The 15,305-nt window shown below is 71.8% G+C and carries 13 protein-coding genes; 3 read left to right on the top strand and 10 right to left on the bottom strand.

The features are described from left to right. Positions 1-68: 68 nt before the first annotated feature. Together ABIC29_RS16295 and ABIC29_RS16290 are read right to left on the bottom strand one after the other, a co-directional pair. Positions 69-908, bottom strand: coding sequence for an ABC transporter permease (locus tag ABIC29_RS16295; RefSeq protein ID WP_354247105.1), 840 nt, complete (start codon positions 906-908; stop codon positions 69-71). 5 nt (positions 909-913) lie between these two features. Further along, a complete protein-coding gene (locus tag ABIC29_RS16290) occupies positions 914-1,864 on the bottom strand; it encodes an ATP-binding cassette domain-containing protein (protein WP_354247102.1) in 951 nt (316 codons plus the stop codon). Between the two features lie 112 nt (positions 1,865-1,976). On the opposite strand from ABIC29_RS16290, the gene ABIC29_RS16285 reads away from it, so the two are divergent. Next, entirely contained in the window at positions 1,977-3,041 is a 1,065-nt protein-coding gene (locus tag ABIC29_RS16285) for a TetR/AcrR family transcriptional regulator C-terminal domain-containing protein (RefSeq protein WP_116084726.1), read from the top strand. Positions 3,042-3,114: 73 nt separating this feature from the next. Here the strand turns inward: ABIC29_RS16285 and prmC are convergent, their stop codons facing one another. Next, a complete protein-coding gene (gene prmC / locus ABIC29_RS16280) occupies positions 3,115-3,987 on the bottom strand; it encodes a peptide chain release factor N(5)-glutamine methyltransferase (RefSeq protein WP_502915501.1) in 873 nt (290 codons plus the stop codon). Positions 3,988-4,092: 105 nt separating this feature from the next. On the opposite strand from prmC, the gene cysK reads away from it, so the two are divergent. Together cysK and epsC are read left to right on the top strand one after the other, a co-directional pair. Next, the gene (cysK, locus tag ABIC29_RS16275) at positions 4,093-5,028 is read left to right on the top strand and encodes a cysteine synthase A (RefSeq protein ID WP_116083092.1); all 936 of its coding nucleotides are present in this window, start codon (positions 4,093-4,095) and stop codon (positions 5,026-5,028) included. Positions 5,029-5,032: 4 nt separating this feature from the next. After that, positions 5,033-5,611 (top strand): serine O-acetyltransferase EpsC, encoded by a 579-nt coding sequence (epsC, locus tag ABIC29_RS16270; RefSeq protein WP_116083094.1) that lies wholly within the window; start codon positions 5,033-5,035, stop codon positions 5,609-5,611. 88 nt (positions 5,612-5,699) lie between these two features. Here the strand turns inward: epsC and prfA are convergent, their stop codons facing one another. The 7 genes from prfA to ABIC29_RS16235 all read right to left on the bottom strand — a co-directional run bounded on the left by prfA (position 5,700) and on the right by ABIC29_RS16235 (position 15,287). Then, entirely contained in the window at positions 5,700-6,776 is a 1,077-nt protein-coding gene (gene prfA / locus ABIC29_RS16265) for a peptide chain release factor 1 (RefSeq protein WP_116084728.1), read from the bottom strand. A gap of 7 nt (positions 6,777-6,783) precedes the next feature. Beyond that, positions 6,784-8,991, bottom strand: a complete 2,208-nt coding sequence (gene rho, locus ABIC29_RS16260) for a transcription termination factor Rho (RefSeq protein WP_354247093.1) — start codon at positions 8,989-8,991, stop codon at positions 6,784-6,786. A 258-nt stretch (positions 8,992-9,249) separates the two neighbouring features. Next, on the bottom strand, positions 9,250-10,209 hold the full coding sequence (gene thrB, locus ABIC29_RS16255; protein ID WP_116083099.1) for a homoserine kinase: 960 nt from the start codon (positions 10,207-10,209) through the stop codon (positions 9,250-9,252). Next, positions 10,206-11,303, bottom strand: coding sequence for a threonine synthase (thrC, locus tag ABIC29_RS16250; protein ID WP_116083101.1), 1,098 nt, complete (start codon positions 11,301-11,303; stop codon positions 10,206-10,208). The genes thrB and thrC overlap by 4 nt, the downstream gene beginning before the upstream one ends. Next, on the bottom strand, positions 11,300-12,610 hold the full coding sequence (locus ABIC29_RS16245) for a homoserine dehydrogenase (RefSeq protein WP_116083103.1): 1,311 nt from the start codon (positions 12,608-12,610) through the stop codon (positions 11,300-11,302). The genes thrC and ABIC29_RS16245 overlap by 4 nt, the downstream gene beginning before the upstream one ends. Further along, positions 12,607-14,031 carry a diaminopimelate decarboxylase gene (gene lysA / locus ABIC29_RS16240; RefSeq protein ID WP_354247088.1) on the bottom strand — a complete coding sequence of 475 codons (1,425 nt, stop codon included), beginning with the start codon at positions 14,029-14,031 and terminating at the stop codon, positions 12,607-12,609. The genes ABIC29_RS16245 and lysA overlap by 4 nt, the downstream gene beginning before the upstream one ends. Before the next feature lie 197 nt (positions 14,032-14,228). Further along, a complete protein-coding gene (locus ABIC29_RS16235) occupies positions 14,229-15,287 on the bottom strand; it encodes an LmeA family phospholipid-binding protein (protein WP_116083107.1) in 1,059 nt (352 codons plus the stop codon). Positions 15,288-15,305 lie beyond the last annotated feature (18 nt).

Below are 15,305 nucleotides of genomic sequence, written 5' to 3'. Positions count from 1 at the left end.
GACGGCGGATGCCGCGCGCCACGCCGGGCACGCGGCATCCGCCGTTCGCGTCGTCGCGCGCCTCGCGGTCAGCGACGACCCGCCTTGCGCGAGAACAGCCACGCGCCCCAGATCGCCGCGACGGCGATGATCGCGACGCACCAGCCGAGCGCCCACCATCCCTCGTCGCCGAGCGGCGCGTCGGTGAGCAGGGCCCGGATGGTCTCGATGACGGGCGTGATCGGCTGGTTCTCTGCGATGGGCTGCAGCCAGTCGGGCATCGTCGAGACGGGCACGAACGCGCTCGAGATGTACGGCAGGAACAGCAGGATGAAGCCGTAGCCGCTCGCGGCCTCCGGTGTGCCGGCCGCGAGCCCGATCGCCGCGAACAGGTACGTGATCGCGAGGATGTAGAGCGCCACGATGCCGAACACGGCGAGCCACTCGAGCGGGGTCGCCGACGGGCGGAAGCCGACGAGGAGGCCGACGCCGATCACGACCGCGGTCGCGAAGAGGTTGCGCACGAGGCTCGCGACGACGTGGCCCGTGAGCACGGCCCCACTTCGGATCGGCATGGTGCGGAACCGGTCGATGACGCCGGTGGTCATGTCGCGCGAGACCGAGACGGCGGTCGACGACGCCCCGAACCCCGCGCAGAGCAGGATGATGCCGGGCACGACGTAGTCGACGTAACCACCGGACGGGTCGATCGCGTTGCCGAAGATCCACGTGAACATCAGCATGAGCATGACCGGGAGCATCACGGACATGAGCATGGATTCGACGTCGCGCACGGAATGCCGGAAGCTGCGCCCGATGAACACGGACTCGGCCGTGAGGGCGCCGACGCGGGGGCGGGCGCCCACGGTGCCGACGGTGCGCGCGCTCCCCGCGGCGCTCGGGGTGACGGTGACGGTGACGGTGCTCATGCTGCTCACTTCGCTTCCTGCAGTTCGGGAGTGGTCTCGGGTTCGGTGCCGGTGCCGATATCGGTGCCGGTGCCGGATGCCGCGTCGCGGCCGGTGATCGCGAGGAACACGTCGTCGAGGCTCGGCCGGCGGATCGCGACCGTCGCCCCGGCGGCGGCCGCAGCGGGGAGCCGGTCGAGCTGGTCGACGGCGGCGCGGAGTCCGTGCACGGTGCCGTCGGTCGGCAATTCGGCGAGGACCGCCCCCGACTCGTCGCGGAGCTCGACGACCTCTCCCCCGATGCGCGCCTTGAGCTCGTCGGCCGTGCCCTCCGCGGCGATGCGACCGCGGTCGAGCACGGCGATGCGGTCGGCCAGGCGGTCGGCCTCCTCGAGGTACTGGGTCGTCAGGAACACGGTCGCCCCGTCGTCGGCGAGCGAGCGGATGACGGCCCAGAGCTCCTGCCTGCTGCGGGTGTCCAGTCCGGTCGTCGGCTCGTCGAGGAAGATCACGGGCACGGCGACGACGAGGCTGAGCGCGAGGTCGAGTCGTCGCCGCATGCCGCCCGAGTACGTGCCGACGCGGCGGCCCGCGGCATCCGTCAGGTCGAACCGCTCGAGGAGTTCGGCGGCGCGCGCTCCGGCGTCGCGCGCGCTCAGGCCGGAGAGGCGGCCGAGCATGACGAGGTTCTCGGTGCCGGTGAGCACCTCGTCGACCGCGGCGGACTGCCCTGTGAGGCTGATGCGGCGGCGCACCTCGTCCGGCCTGGTGAGCACGTCGTGGCCGGCGACGGACACCGCGCCCTCGTCGGGCCGCACGAGGGTCGTGAGGATGTTGATGGTCGTCGTCTTGCCCGCGCCGTTCGGCCCGAGCAGCGCGAAGATCGTGCCGGCGGGCACGGCGAGGTCGAGGCCCGCGAGCACGTCGGTGCGGCCGAAGCGCTTGCGGAGCCCGTGGGCTTCGATGGCGAGTGGCATGGCTTCTCCGATCCGTTCTGTCTGTGTATGGCGCAAACTGTTTATGTGATCCACAGTTGTTTAACCTATACACAGTTCTAGACTGTCGTCAACACCGATCGAACGGATGTCCATGACCGAGCCGAAACCCGACCCGGAACTCCCCCGCGGCGTCGCACTCGCCTGGGGCGTCGCCGCGCACCCGCAACGCGGGCCGAAGCGCGAGCTCTCGATCGAGCGCATCGTCGAGGTCGCCATCGAGATCGCGGATGCCGAGGGCCTCGGCGCCGTCTCGATGAGCCGCGTCGCCTCGACGCTGGGGTTCACGACGATGTCGCTCTACCGCTACGTCACGAGCAAGGACGACCTGATCCTGCTCATGCAGGAGGCCGCGAGCGAGCTGCCCGTGCCCGACGCGGCGATCGAGCATGGATGGCGCGAGGGCGTGACCTCGTGGGTGCTCGGCATCCGCGCGGGGTACCAGGCGCACCCGTGGCTCGTCGACATCCCCATCTCGGGCGCCCCGCTCACGCCGAACTCGCTCATGATCGTCGACTGGTTCCTGCGCGAGGTGCGCACACTCCCTCTCGACGACGGCGAGAAGATGGCGACCCTGCTGCTCTGCACGAGCTATGCGCGCGCCACCAGCGCCCAGGATCGCGACATCGCCCGCGCGGTCGAGGCCGGTGCGATCGCCGCGGCCACCGCCGAGCAGTCGCTCAGCGCGCTCATGGAGCTCGTGACGCCCGAGCGCTTCCCCGACCTCAGCCCGCTGTTCCGCGCGGGCTCGTACGCGGAGCCGAGCGGTGTCGACGCCGTCGCGCCCGACACCGCGACCGACTTCGTCTTCGGGCTCGAGCGGATCCTCGACGGCATCGAGACCTACGTGGCCCGGCACGCGACGGGCGCACCGGGTGCCGGCGGCTCGGCCGAGCGCGCTGCCGACCTCGCGGGCGACGACGTCGCGTCGATCCTCGCCCTCGAGCCCCCTCGCGACAAGGACGTGCGCGAGGCGGCCAAGGCCCGCCGCGAAGCCGAGAAGGCCGTGCGCGAAGCCGAGAAGGCGCTCCGCGAGGCGCAGAAGCGCGAACGCGACGCGGTCAAGCGCGCCCGCGAACGCAGCGAACGCGAGCAGGACCGCGAGTCGCGCGAGCGCGAACGCGAGCAGCGCGAGCAGGAGCGCCTGCAGCGGGGCTGAGCCGAGCGGATGCCGCGGGCCGGCGACAGCACGTCCGCGGGCCGGCCGGCTTGCGCGGCCGTCGCGGCCTGCGTCAGCGCGTCGCGGTGGTCGCCCGGTCGCGTCCGGTGAGGTCGCGGTGGTGCGAGATCGCCCGCCAGCCGTCGGCCCGCAGCAGGTCCGCGATCGCCGCCGACTGCGTCTCGAAGTGCTCGAACACGAGCGTGCCGCCCGGGTGCAGCAGCGCGGACGCGCGCACCGACAGCGCCCGGATCACGTCGAGCCCGTCTGCGCCGCCGTAGAGCGCGACATCCGGATCGTGCACGAGCACCTCGACGTCGCGCGGCAGCTCGGCAGCGGGGACGTACGGCGGGTTCGACACGACGACCGAGACCGTGCCGTCGAGCTCGGGCAGCGCGTCGGCGAGGTCGCCGACGACGAGGTCGACCTCGACGCCCACCTCGTCGATGTTGCGCCGGGCCCAGACGGCGGCCTCCGGCGAGAGCTCGACGGCATGGACCCTGGCATGCGACACCTCGGTCGCGAGCGCGAGCGCGAGCGCACCGCTGCCAGTGCCGAGGTCGACGGCGACCGGCGATGCGGCCGGCACCGCCCGCAACGCGTCGATCGCGAGCTGGGCGACGGTCTCGGTCTCGGGCCTCGGCACCAGCACGCCGGGGCCGACGAGGAGGTCGAGGCTGCGGAACGGCGCACGGCCCGTGATGTGCTGCAACGGCTCGCGCGCGGCGCGGCGCTCGACGAGCGCCTCGAGCTCCGCGGCATCCGACTCGCCGAGGTCGCCGCCCAGGATGAGCCAGGCCTGCACCCCGCCGCGCGACAGCCCGAGCACATGGCCCATGAGCAGTTCGGCGTCGACCTCGGCGTCGGGGACGCCCGCAGACGTCAGCCGTGCGGCGATCGCCTCGCGCGCGGCCCTGATCGAGCGATCGTCGGCGGGCCGCGGCATCCGTGCATCCATGAAATGGAATGTAATGCACGTGACCGTGAGAGAGCCCCGCCCTAGGCTTGGCGACGGCGTTCGCTGCCGCACCCACACCCGAGAGGAAGCCCCATGGCCCAGATCTTCGACAACATCACCGAGGCCTTCGGTCGGACGCCGCTCGTGCGCCTGAACCGCGTCACCGAGGGTGCGGGCGCCACCGTGCTCGGCAAGCTCGAGTTCTACAACCCCTCCGCGAGCGTCAAGGACCGCCTCGGCATCGCCATCGTCGACGCCGCAGAGGCCTCGGGCGAGCTCACGCCCGGCGGCACCATCGTCGAGGGCACCAGCGGCAACACCGGCATCGCGCTCGCGATGGTCGGCGCGGCGCGCGGCTACAAGGTCATCCTCGCGATGCCCGAGACCATGTCGAAGGAGCGCAAGTCGCTGCTGAAGGCCTATGGCGCCGAGCTCGTGCTCACGCCCGGCTCCGAGGGCATGAAGGGCGCGGTCGCCCGCGCCGAGCAGATCGTCGCCGAGACCCCCGGCGCGGTGCTCGCGAAGCAGTTCGCGAACCAGGCCAACGTCGAGATCCACCGCCGCACGACGGCCGAGGAGATCTGGGCCGACACCGACGGCGGTGTCGACATCTTCATCTCCGGCATCGGCACCGGCGGCACCATCTCGGGCGTCGGCCAGATCCTCAAGGAGCGCAAGCCCGAGGTGCAGATCATCGGCGTCGAGCCCGAGGAATCCCCCATCCTCAACGGCGGCGCGCCCGGCCCGCACAAGATCCAGGGCATCGGCGCGAACTTCGTGCCCGAGATCCTCGACCGCGAGGTCTACGACGAGATCTTCGACGTCAACATCGACCAGGCGGTCGCCACCGCGCGCCGCCTCGGCACCGAGGAGGGCATCCTCGGCGGCATCTCGTCCGGCGCGACGGTGTACGCCGCGATCGAGGTCGCGAAGCGCCCCGAGAACGCCGGCAAGACCATCGTCGTGATCCTCGCGAGCTACGGTGAGCGCTACCTGTCCACGGTGCTGTACGAAGGTCTGCTTGACTGACCGGGTGAGCTTCTTCTCCCGACTGAAGGAAGACCTCGCGACCGCTCGTGTGCACGACCCCGCCGCACGCAGCGATCTCGAGGTCTTCCTCGTGTACTCCGGCCTGCACGCGGTGTGGGCCTCACGCCTGACGCATCGGCTGTGGGTCGCCGGATTCCGGTTCCCGGCCCGCGTGGTCTCCCAGCTCGCCCGGTTCCTCACCGGCATCGAGATCCACCCCGGTGCGACCATCGGCCGGCGCTTCTTCATCGACCACGGCATGGGCGTCGTCATCGGCGAGACCGCGGTCATCGGCGACGACTGCATGCTCTACCACGGGGTCACGCTCGGCGGAAAGGCACCGCGGCACACGCCGCCCGGCACGAAGCGGCATCCGACCCTCGGCGACGGAGTGACCATCGGCGCCGGCGCGAAGGTGCTCGGCGACATCACGATCGGCGAGTGGAGCGCGGTGGGCGCCAACGCCGTCGTCACGCGCAGCGCTCCCCCGCACTCGCTGCTCGTCGGCGTGCCCGCGACCGCGCGTCCGCTGACCGCCGCGGCCGCCGACTCCTCGCGCGGCGTGCACGACTGGCACATCTGACCACACCGGGTACGACGAAGGGGCGGATGCCGCGGCATCCGCCCCTTCGTTCGTTCGCCGCTGGTGCGGCGGAGACCGTTCGGCCCGCTCAGTCCTCGGCGAGGCCCGCGAGCTGCGCCTCTTCATCGGCCTGGATGGCCGACTCGATGATCGGCTCGAGCGCGCCGTTCATCACCTGGTCGAGGTTGTAGGCCTTGTAGCCGGTGCGGTGATCGGCGATGCGGTTCTCGGGGAAGTTGTACGTGCGGATGCGCTCCGAACGGTCCATCGAGCGGATCTGCGACTTGCGGGCATCGGATGCCGCGGCGTCGAGCTCCTCCTGCTGGCGCGCGAGGATGCGGGCGCGGAGCACGCGCATGGCGGCCTCGCGGTTCTGCAGCTGCGACTTCTCGTTCTGCATCGACACCACGATGCCCGTGGGCAGGTGGGTGATGCGCACGGCCGAGTCGGTCGTGTTCACCGACTGGCCGCCGGGACCCGACGAACGGTAGACGTCGATCTTGAGGTCGTTCTGGTTGATCTCGACCTCTTCGGGCTCGTCGACCTCGGGGAAGACGAGCACGCCGGTGGTCGACGTGTGGATGCGGCCCTGCGTCTCGGTGACGGGCACGCGTTGCACGCGGTGCACGCCGCCCTCGTACTTCAGGTGCGCCCAGACGCCCTGCGACGGGTCGGTCGCGTTCGACTTGATCGCGACCTGCACGTCCTTGTAGCCGCCGAGGTCGGACTCGTTCTGGTCGAGGAGCTCGACCTTCCAGCCCTTCGACTGCGCGTACTGCATGTACATGCGAAGGAGGTCGCCGGCGAAGAGGGCGCTCTCGGCGCCGCCTTCACCGCCCTTGATCTCCATGATGACGTCGCGGCCGTCGTCGGGGTCGCGCGGGATCAGGAGTCGCCGGAGCTTCTCCTGAGCATGCGCGAGACCCTCTTCGAGCGACGGCACCTCTTCGGCGAACGCCTCGTCGTCCTTCGCGAGTTCACGCGCGGCGGCGAGGTCGTCCTGCGCCTGGTGCCATGCCGTGTTCGCGGCGACGATGCGGCTGAGCTCGGCGTAGCGCCGGTTCACCTTCTTCGCGCGCGCGGCGTCGGCATGCAGCGCCGGGTCGGCGAGCGCCTCCTGGAGCTCGCCGTGCTCGACGAGCAGACTCTTGACGGATTCGAACACGGACGACTCAGCGGTGGTCGTGCTCGTTCGCGTGCGATGCGCCGTGGCCGTTGGCACCGACGGGCATCGACTTCTGCATGAGCATCAGGAACTCGACGTTCGACTGCGTCTCCTTCAGGCGACCGAGCACGGCCTCGAGCGCCGGCTGCTGGTCGAGGCCCGCGAGGGCGCGACGCAGCTTCCAGGTGATCTTGACCTCGTCGGGCGAGAGCAGCATCTCTTCACGACGCGTCGACGACGCGTTGACGTCGACGGCCGGGAAGATGCGCTTGTCGGCGAGCTGGCGCGAGAGGCGCAGCTCCGAGTTGCCGGTGCCCTTGAACTCCTCGAAGATCACCTCGTCCATCTTCGAGCCGGTCTCGACGAGCGCGGTCGCGAGGATCGTGAGCGAACCGCCGTTCTCGATGTTGCGCGCAGCACCGAAGAAGCGCTTCGGCGGGTAGAGCGCCGAGGCGTCGACACCGCCCGAGAGGATGCGGCCGGAGGTGGGCGCGGCCAGGTTGTAGGCGCGGCCCAGGCGGGTGATCGAGTCGAGCAGCACGACGACGTCGTGACCGAGCTCGACGAGGCGCTTCGCACGCTCGATGGCGAGCTCGGCGACCGTCGTGTGGTCTTCGGCCGGACGGTCGAAGGTCGAGGCGATGACCTCGCCCTTGACCGTGCGCTGCATGTCGGTGACCTCTTCGGGGCGCTCGTCGACGAGCACGACCATGAGGTGGACCTCGGGGTTGTTGATCGAGATGGCGTTCGCGATCTGCTGCAGCACGATCGTCTTGCCCGCCTTCGGGGGCGCGACGATGAGGCCGCGCTGGCCCTTGCCGATGGGAGCGACGAGGTCGATGATGCGCTGGGTGAGCTTGGTGGGCTCGGTCTCGAGGCGCAGGCGCTCCTGCGGGTAGAGCGGCGTGAGCTTCTGGAACTCGACGCGGGCGCCCGACTCCTCGATCGTCTGGCCGTTGACCGAGTCGGCCTTGACCAGTGCGTTGTACTTCTGGCGGCTGTTCGACTCGCCGTCGCGCGGCTGCTTGATGGAGCCGACGACCGCGTCGCCCTTGCGCAGGTTGTACTTCTTCACCTGGCCGAGCGAGACGTAGACGTCGCTCGGGCCGGGCAGGTAGCCCGTGGTGCGGACGAACGCGTAGTTGTCGAGCACGTCGAGGATGCCCGCGATCGGCACGAGCACGTCGTCGTCGAGGATCTCGGGCTCGAGCTCGTCGCCGCCGGCCTGGCCACGACGCTTGCGGTCGCGGTAGCGGTTGCGACGGCCGCCGTCGGCGTCGAGCGGGAGCTGGTCGCCGCCGCGGTTCTGCTGGCCCTGCTGGCGGTTCTCGCCCTGCTTGGCCTCGGCCTCGCCGCCCTGGCGCTCGCGCGCCTGACGGCCGCCCTGCTCGTCGCCCTTGCGCGCGTCGGCGGTGCCGCCCTGGGCGTTGCCGTTCTGGGCGTTCTGCCCGTTCTGGGCGTTCTGCCCGTTCTGGCGGCCCTGGGCCTCTGCACCCTTCTGGGCGTCGTCGCCGGTGCGCTCGGCGCGCTCGCGCTCGCCGCCACGGCGGCCGCGGTTGCGGCTGCGGCCCTGGCGGGGCTGCTCGGCGGGCTGCTCGCCCTCGGCGTCGGCCTGGGGCGCGCGGCCGGCCTCGCCGGTCGCCGCGGCGAGCTCCTCGCGCACGGCGGCACGAGCGGCCTCGCGGGCCTCTTCGGTGTCGGCGGATGCCGCGGGCACGAGGTCGACGCCGGAGGCGCCGGCGTTCGTGTGCTGGGCTGCCGCGGTCGTCGCGCTCGTCGCGCGGCGGGGCTGACGGCCCTGGCGGGTGCGGGCCGGGGCGGCGGGTGCCTCGGCCGCGGGGGCATCGACTGCGGGCGCTTCGACTGCGGGCGCTTCGGCCGCGGGGGCCTCGGCGGCGGGCGCCTCGGCGACCGGTGCGGCCGGAGCCTCGGGGGCCTCGGCGACGGGTGCGACGTCGACGGCGGGGGCTGGGTCGGCGGCGGGCGCCTCGGCCGGGGCCGCCGGTGCGGCGTCGGCCGTGACGGCGGCCTCGGCCTCGGGGGCCTCGCCCACCTGGTGGGCGGAGATGAGGTCCACGAGCTCGCCCTTGCGGCGCTTGGAGGCGCCGGCGATGCCGAGCGAGGACGCGAGCTCCTGGAGCTCTGCGACCTTCAGCGTGGAGAGTCGGGTGCGGTTCGCCGCGCTCAGTTCAGCGTGGTCGGTTGCGTTGGTCACTGGGTATGTTCCTTTCCCCTGGTCGCAAGAGCTGCAGACCCAGAAGAGCTGGTCGCTGACACGTCAGAGGTCATGCGCGGAGGCGCAGACGTGCGCGAGCGAGAAAAGCAATGATTGCCGGGAATCGCACGATGCGATGTTGAACGCGAACGGTGCGTCGCTCATCGGGTGCACTCTCATGATATCACCAGACGAGGCGTGCTCCGACTCGCAACGCGCCCTGTGGAGAACGAAACGGAGAACGGGCTCCCCGCCGGGTCAGTCGGCCAACGGCGTGACGGTCGCTCCGAGGAAGTCGACGGCGAGCGGCAGCGGCTGCCACGCGGTCTCGGCGGACTCCTCGACGAGGCGCACCGCCTCGGCACGTGCACTCGGGTCGCTCGCGAGCACCAGGATCGACGGCCCGGCCCCAGACACCACGGCCGGGTGGCCGGCGGCGCGGAGCACGCGGATCAGGCGATCGGTCTCGGGCATGGCCTGCGCCCGGTAGTTCTGGTGCAGCTTGTCTTCGGTGGCCTGCAGGAGGAGCTCGGGACTCTGGATGAGCGCCGCGATGAGCAGGGCCGAGCGCGACACGTTGAACACGGCGTCCTCGTGCGGCACCGAGTCGGGCTGCAGCGAGCGCGCGAGCGCGGTCGACATCTCGTGCTCGGGAACGAGCACGAGCGGCGAGACGCCCCGGTGCACGATGAGCTTCTTGTGGCGAGGGCCCTCTGGCGTCACCCAGGCGATGGTCAAGCCGCCGAAGAGCGCGGGCGCCACGTTGTCGGGGTGGCCTTCGAGCTCGGTCGCGATCTCGAGCAGGTCGTCGGCGCTGAGGTCGACGACACCGGCCAGCAGTCCGGACGCCGCGACGACGCCGGCGACGATCGCCGCCCCGGACGAGCCGAGGCCACGGCCGTGCGGGATGCTGTTGTGCGCGACGAGCCGGATCGACGGCAGTTCGACGCCCGCATGCGCGAACGTGTGCGCGATGGCGCGCACCACGAGGTGCGTCTCGTCGAGCGGCACCTCGCCCTCGCCGACGCCGTGCACCTCGATCTCGTGGGTCGGGCCGTTCGTCGCCTCGACCTCGAGCTCGTCGTACCGCGCGAGCGCGAGGCCGAGCGTGTCGAAGCCGGGGCCGAGGTTCGCGCTCGTCGCGGGCACCTTGACGTGCACGCGGCGGCCGACGAGGTCGACGGCGCCGACCGTCGCCTCGGGTGCGGACGTGCTCATGAGGTGAGTCCGAGCACCGCGGCGATCTGGGCCGTGTCGACGGGCACGATCGTGGGCTGCACGTCGGAGCCGTCGGCCGTGCGAAGCGCCCACTGGGGGTCCTTCAGGCCGTGGCCGGTGACCGTGAGCACGACGCGGGCGCCGGCGGGGATGACGCCGGCCGCCGAGCGCTCGAGCAGGCCGGCGACCGAGATCGCCGACGCGGGCTCGACGAAGATGCCGACCTCGGCCGAGAGGATGCGCTGGGCCTCGAGGATCTTGTCGTCGTCGATGGCGCCGAAGTAGCCGTCGGTCTCGTCGCGCGCGGCGAGTGCGAGTTCCCACGATGCGGGGTTGCCGATGCGGATCGCGCTCGCGATGGTCTCGGGGTTCTTCACCGGCTCGCCGCGCACGATCGGAGCCGAGCCGGAGGCCTGGAAGCCGAACATGCGGGGCATGCGCGTGGCGTTGCCCGCGGCGATGTCCTCGCGGTAGCCGCGCGTGTATGCGGTGTAGTTGCCCGCGTTGCCGACGGGGATGAAGTGGAAGTCGGGGGCGTCGCCGTGCGCCTCGACGATCTCGAACGCGGCGGTCTTCTGGCCCTCGATGCGGTCGTTGTTGACCGAGTTCACGAGGTGCACCGGGTAGTTCGCCGCGAGGTCGCGGGCGATGTCGAGGCAGTCGTCGAAGTTGCCCTGCACCTGGAGGAGCTCGCCGTTGTGCGCGATCGCCTGGCTGAGCTTGCCCATGGCGATCTTGCCCTCCGGCACGAGCACGGCGGCCTTGATGCCGGCGTGCGTCGCGTAGGCCGCGGCGGATGCGGACGTGTTGCCGGTGGAGGCGCAGATGACGACCTTCGCACCGCGCTCGACGGCCTTCGTGACGGCCATGGTCATGCCGCGGTCCTTGAAGGACCCGGTCGGGTTCATGCCCTCGTACTTGACCCACACGTCAGCGCCCGTGCGGCGTGAGAGCGCCGGAGCGGGCAGGAGCGGCGTGCCGCCCTCGCCGAGGGTGACGACCGGCGTGGCATCCGTGACGTCGAGGCGATCGGCGTACTCGCGGATGACGCCTCGCCACTGGCGGGACGTGGCCTTGGGGCTGGGCTGGTTCACAGTGTTCCTTCGACTCGGAGGACGGACGCGACGGATGCGACGACGGGATTCTCGGCGAGGGAGGTGACGGTCTCGGCGAGCGCGGACTCCGTCGCCTCGTGCGTCCCGATCACCAGCGTAGCCCGCTCGGAGCCACTGCTCACCGTCTGCTGGAGCTGCTCGACCGACACGCCGTGCTCGCTGAAGACGTGCGCGATGCGTTCGAGCACGCCGGGCTCGTCGACGACCTCGAGCGTGATCGCGTAGCGCGTGGTGATGCGGCCGATGTCGAACATCGGCAGTTCGGCGTGCGTGGATTCGGCCATGCCCGGGCCGCCGATGACGTGGCGGCGGGCGATGGCCACGAGGTCGCCGAGCACCGCGGACGCGGTCTGCACTCCCCCGGCGCCGGCGCCGTAGAACATGAGCGGACCGGCGGCGGAGGCCTCGACGAAGACGGCGTTGTTCGCGCCGCGCACCGAGGCGAGCGGGTGCTCGCGGGGCACGAGCGCCGGGTAGACGCGTGCGGAGACGCCCTCTTCGCCGGTCTCGGCGTCGACGAGGCGCTCGCAGATCGCCAGGAGCTTCACGACGAATCCGGCGCGACGTGCCGAGTCGACCTGCGCGGCGCTCACCTCGGTGATGCCCTCGCGGTGCACCGCCTCGACGGGCACGTTGGTGTGGAAGGCGATGCTCGCGAGGATGGCGGCCTTCTGCGCGGCGTCGTAGCCGCCGATGTCGGCGGTGGGGTCGGCTTCGGCGTAGCCGAGCTCGGTCGCGGTCGCGAGGGCGTCCTCGAGGGACGCGCCGGTGGTGTCCATGCGGTCGAGGATGAAGTTCGTGGTGCCGTTCACGATGCCGAGGATGCGCTCGATCCGGTCTCCGGCGAGGCTCTCGCGGAGCGGACGCAGGATGGGGATCGCGCCGCCGACGGCCGCTTCGTAGGACAGCTGCGCGCCGACCTGCTCCGCCGCGGCGAACAGCTCGGGCCCGTGCGTCGCGAGCAGCGCCTTGTTGCCGGTGACGACGTCGGCGCCCGAGGCGATCGCCTGCAGCACGAGCGTGCGTGCGGGCTCGAGGCCGCCCATGAGCTCGATGACGATGTCGGAGCCGAGGATCAGCGCGTCGGCGTCGGTGGTGAGGAGTTCGCGGGGCAGGTCGACGTCGCGCCTGGCGTCGAGGTCGCGCACCGCGATGCCGACGAGCTCGATGCGCGCGCCGATGCGCTGGGCGAGCTCGTCGCCGTGCTCGAGCAGGAGCCGGGCGACCTGGGAGCCGACGGAGCCGGCTCCGAGCAGGCCGACCCGGATGGAGCGGTACTCGATCATGCGGTGGTTCCTCCGGTGGAGTTCGGTGCGGGATGCGATGGTGCGAGCCCCGCGTCACGGGCGAGCAGGTCGTCGACCGTCTCGCCGTGCACGATCACGCGCGCGATGCCGTCGCGCACGGCGACGACCGGCGGACGCGGCACGTGGTTGTAGTTGTTCGCCAGCGACCAGCAGTAGGCGCCGGTGGCCGCGACCGCGACGAGGTCGCCGGGCGCGACGTCGTGGGGCAGGTAGTCGGCGTCGACGACGATGTCGCCCGATTCGCAGTGCTTGCCGGCGACGCGCACGAGGGCCGGCGGTTCGTCGGACACGCGGCCGGCGAGGCGCACCGTGTAGTCGGCGCCGTAGAGGGCGGTGCGGGCGTTGTCGCTCATGCCGCCGTCGACCGACACGTAGTGGCGCCAGCCGCCCTCGATCGGCACGGGCTTGACCGTGCCGACGGTGTACAGCGTGATGCCGGCGGGGCCGATGATCGAGCGGCCGGGCTCGAAGGCCAGCTTCGGCACGGGCACCCCGTGATCGGCGCAGGCGCGCGCGACGGCGTCGGCGATGCCCTGGGAGATCTGCTCGATGGGGGTCGGATCGTCGGCCGAGGTGTACGCGATGCCGAAGCCGCCGCCGAGGTTGAGTTCGGGCAGCGGGGCGATGCGCGCCAGTTCGGCGTGCGCGGCCAGCAGGCGCTCCGCCGACTCGGCGAAGCCCGCCGAGTCGAAGATCTGCGACCCGATGTGGCAGTGCAGCCCGAGGAAGTCGAGCGAGGCGTGCGAGCGGATGCGCGTGCCGAGCTCGACCGCGCGGTCGAGCGAGACGCCGAACTTCTGGTCTTCGTGGGCCGTGGCGAGGAACTCGTGGGTTGAGGCGTGCACGCCGCTGTTCACGCGAAGGCGCACGCGCTGGACGCGACCGGCCCGCGCTGCGGCATCCGCCACCCGCTCGATCTCGATCTCGGAGTCGAGGATGATCGCGCCGACGCCGACGCCGACCGCCCGCTCGATCTCGGCGGTCGACTTGTTGTTGCCGTGGAACCCGATGCGCGCGGGGTCCGCACCCGCGGCGAGCGCGACGGCGAGCTCGCCGCCGCTGCACACGTCGACCGAGAGGCCCTCGTCGACGACCCAGCGCACGATCTCGCTCGAGAGGAACGCCTTGCCCGCGTAGTAGACCGACACCTCGGTGCCGACGGATGCCGCGGCGGACTCGAATGCGGCGCGCAGGCGCCTGGCCCGTGCTCGGGCGTCGGCCTCGTCGACCACGTAGAGCGGGGTGCCGTAGGTCGCGACGAGCGCCTCGGCGTCGACGCCGCCGACCACGAGGCGGCCCGCGTCGTCGCGGTGCGCGCCGATCGGCCAGACCTGCTCGGCGAGGGCGTTCGCATCGGCGGGCGCATGCAGCCATCCGGGGGCTGCGGTGGTCGTTGCCACGGGGAAACCTTCGGGGACGTGATGGATCGAGAACCTCGCTCGAGGCGAGCGAACCCGGATCGATTCGGCGAAGCCTGCTGCGAACCGCCCTTGTGGGGCGACCTCCCGGGAGTCTACCGAGTGCTCAGGCAGCGACCGAATCGGTGACGTCCCGCGCGATGCGGCGTCGCGTCCACGCCGCGAGGGCGCGTCGGAGGTCACTCGCAGGTGCCGAGCACCTGCAGTGCCTCCTCGCTGAACGCGAGGTCGCTCGCCTGGAACGACACCGTGGCCTCGCCGGGCGTGAGCTCGATGCCGTCGACCTGGGCGCCTTCGGGGAGGTACTTGGCGACGCACACGTCGAGCGGGGTGCGCAGCAGGTTCGGCATGTTGTCGAGCGCGAGCTTGCGTTCGCCCGTGCCGAGTTCGACGCCGACCGGGGTGAGCACGACCGAGGTCCCCGCAGCCTCGGCCTCGGCGGTGACCGAGTAGTGGATCGGGAGCCCGAGCACCTCGAACTGCCCCTTGTAGCCCACGGTCCCGTCGCCGAACACGATCTCGCCGTCGACGCCGGGCACGTCGACGAGCGCGTTGAGGGATGCCGCGTCGGCCGTCACCTCGCCCTCGACGAAGTCGATCGTGCCGCCCTGGCTGACCGGCACGCCGTGCGCGACCAGGTGCACGGCGATCGGGTTGCCGTCGACCGTCAGCTGCGGCGCGTCGGCCGTGATCTGGGCGAGGGACCCGGTGAGCAGCTGTGCGAGCACCGAGAATCCGCCGACCTGGACGTCGACGTCCCCGTCGACGTTCTCGGGGAGGGACGACTCGGCCTCTGCGGCGATGCCCTGCTCGATCGCCGAGCGCGTCAGCAGGTCGGCGACGACGAGCAGTGCCGCGACGACGAGCACGATCGCCCCGGCGATGAGCCAGCGGCGGCGTGTGCGACGGCGGTCAGGATCGGCCGGAGCCTGATCGACCGGCGGCGTGGCGGCCGGGGCCTCGGCGGGCGGCGTCCCGGCGGCGACGGGCGCGACGGCCGGAGCGACGCCGTCGTGGATCACCTCGGTCGGCTGGTGGTCGGCGGGCAGCGGGTCGAGCACCGCGGTGGGCGCCAGCTCGTCGTCGGGCACGACGGCCTCGTCGGGCGCAACCGCGTCGGGCGCGACAGCCTCGGCCGGCGCCGCACCATCGGGCGCCGCACCGGGCACGACGGCCTCATCGGGCTCACGGCCGCCTGCGGCATCCGTCTCGTCGAACCCATCGCGGGGTGTGCTCATCGGGGGCCTCCGTGCTCG

Origin of the sequence: Agromyces sp. PvR057 (genome assembly GCF_040547485.1) — a bacterium.
Taxonomy (GTDB): domain Bacteria; phylum Actinomycetota; class Actinomycetes; order Actinomycetales; family Microbacteriaceae; genus Agromyces.
The sequence above is the reverse complement of the archived record's forward strand: the minus strand, read 5'-3'. Positions and strand labels throughout refer to the sequence as shown.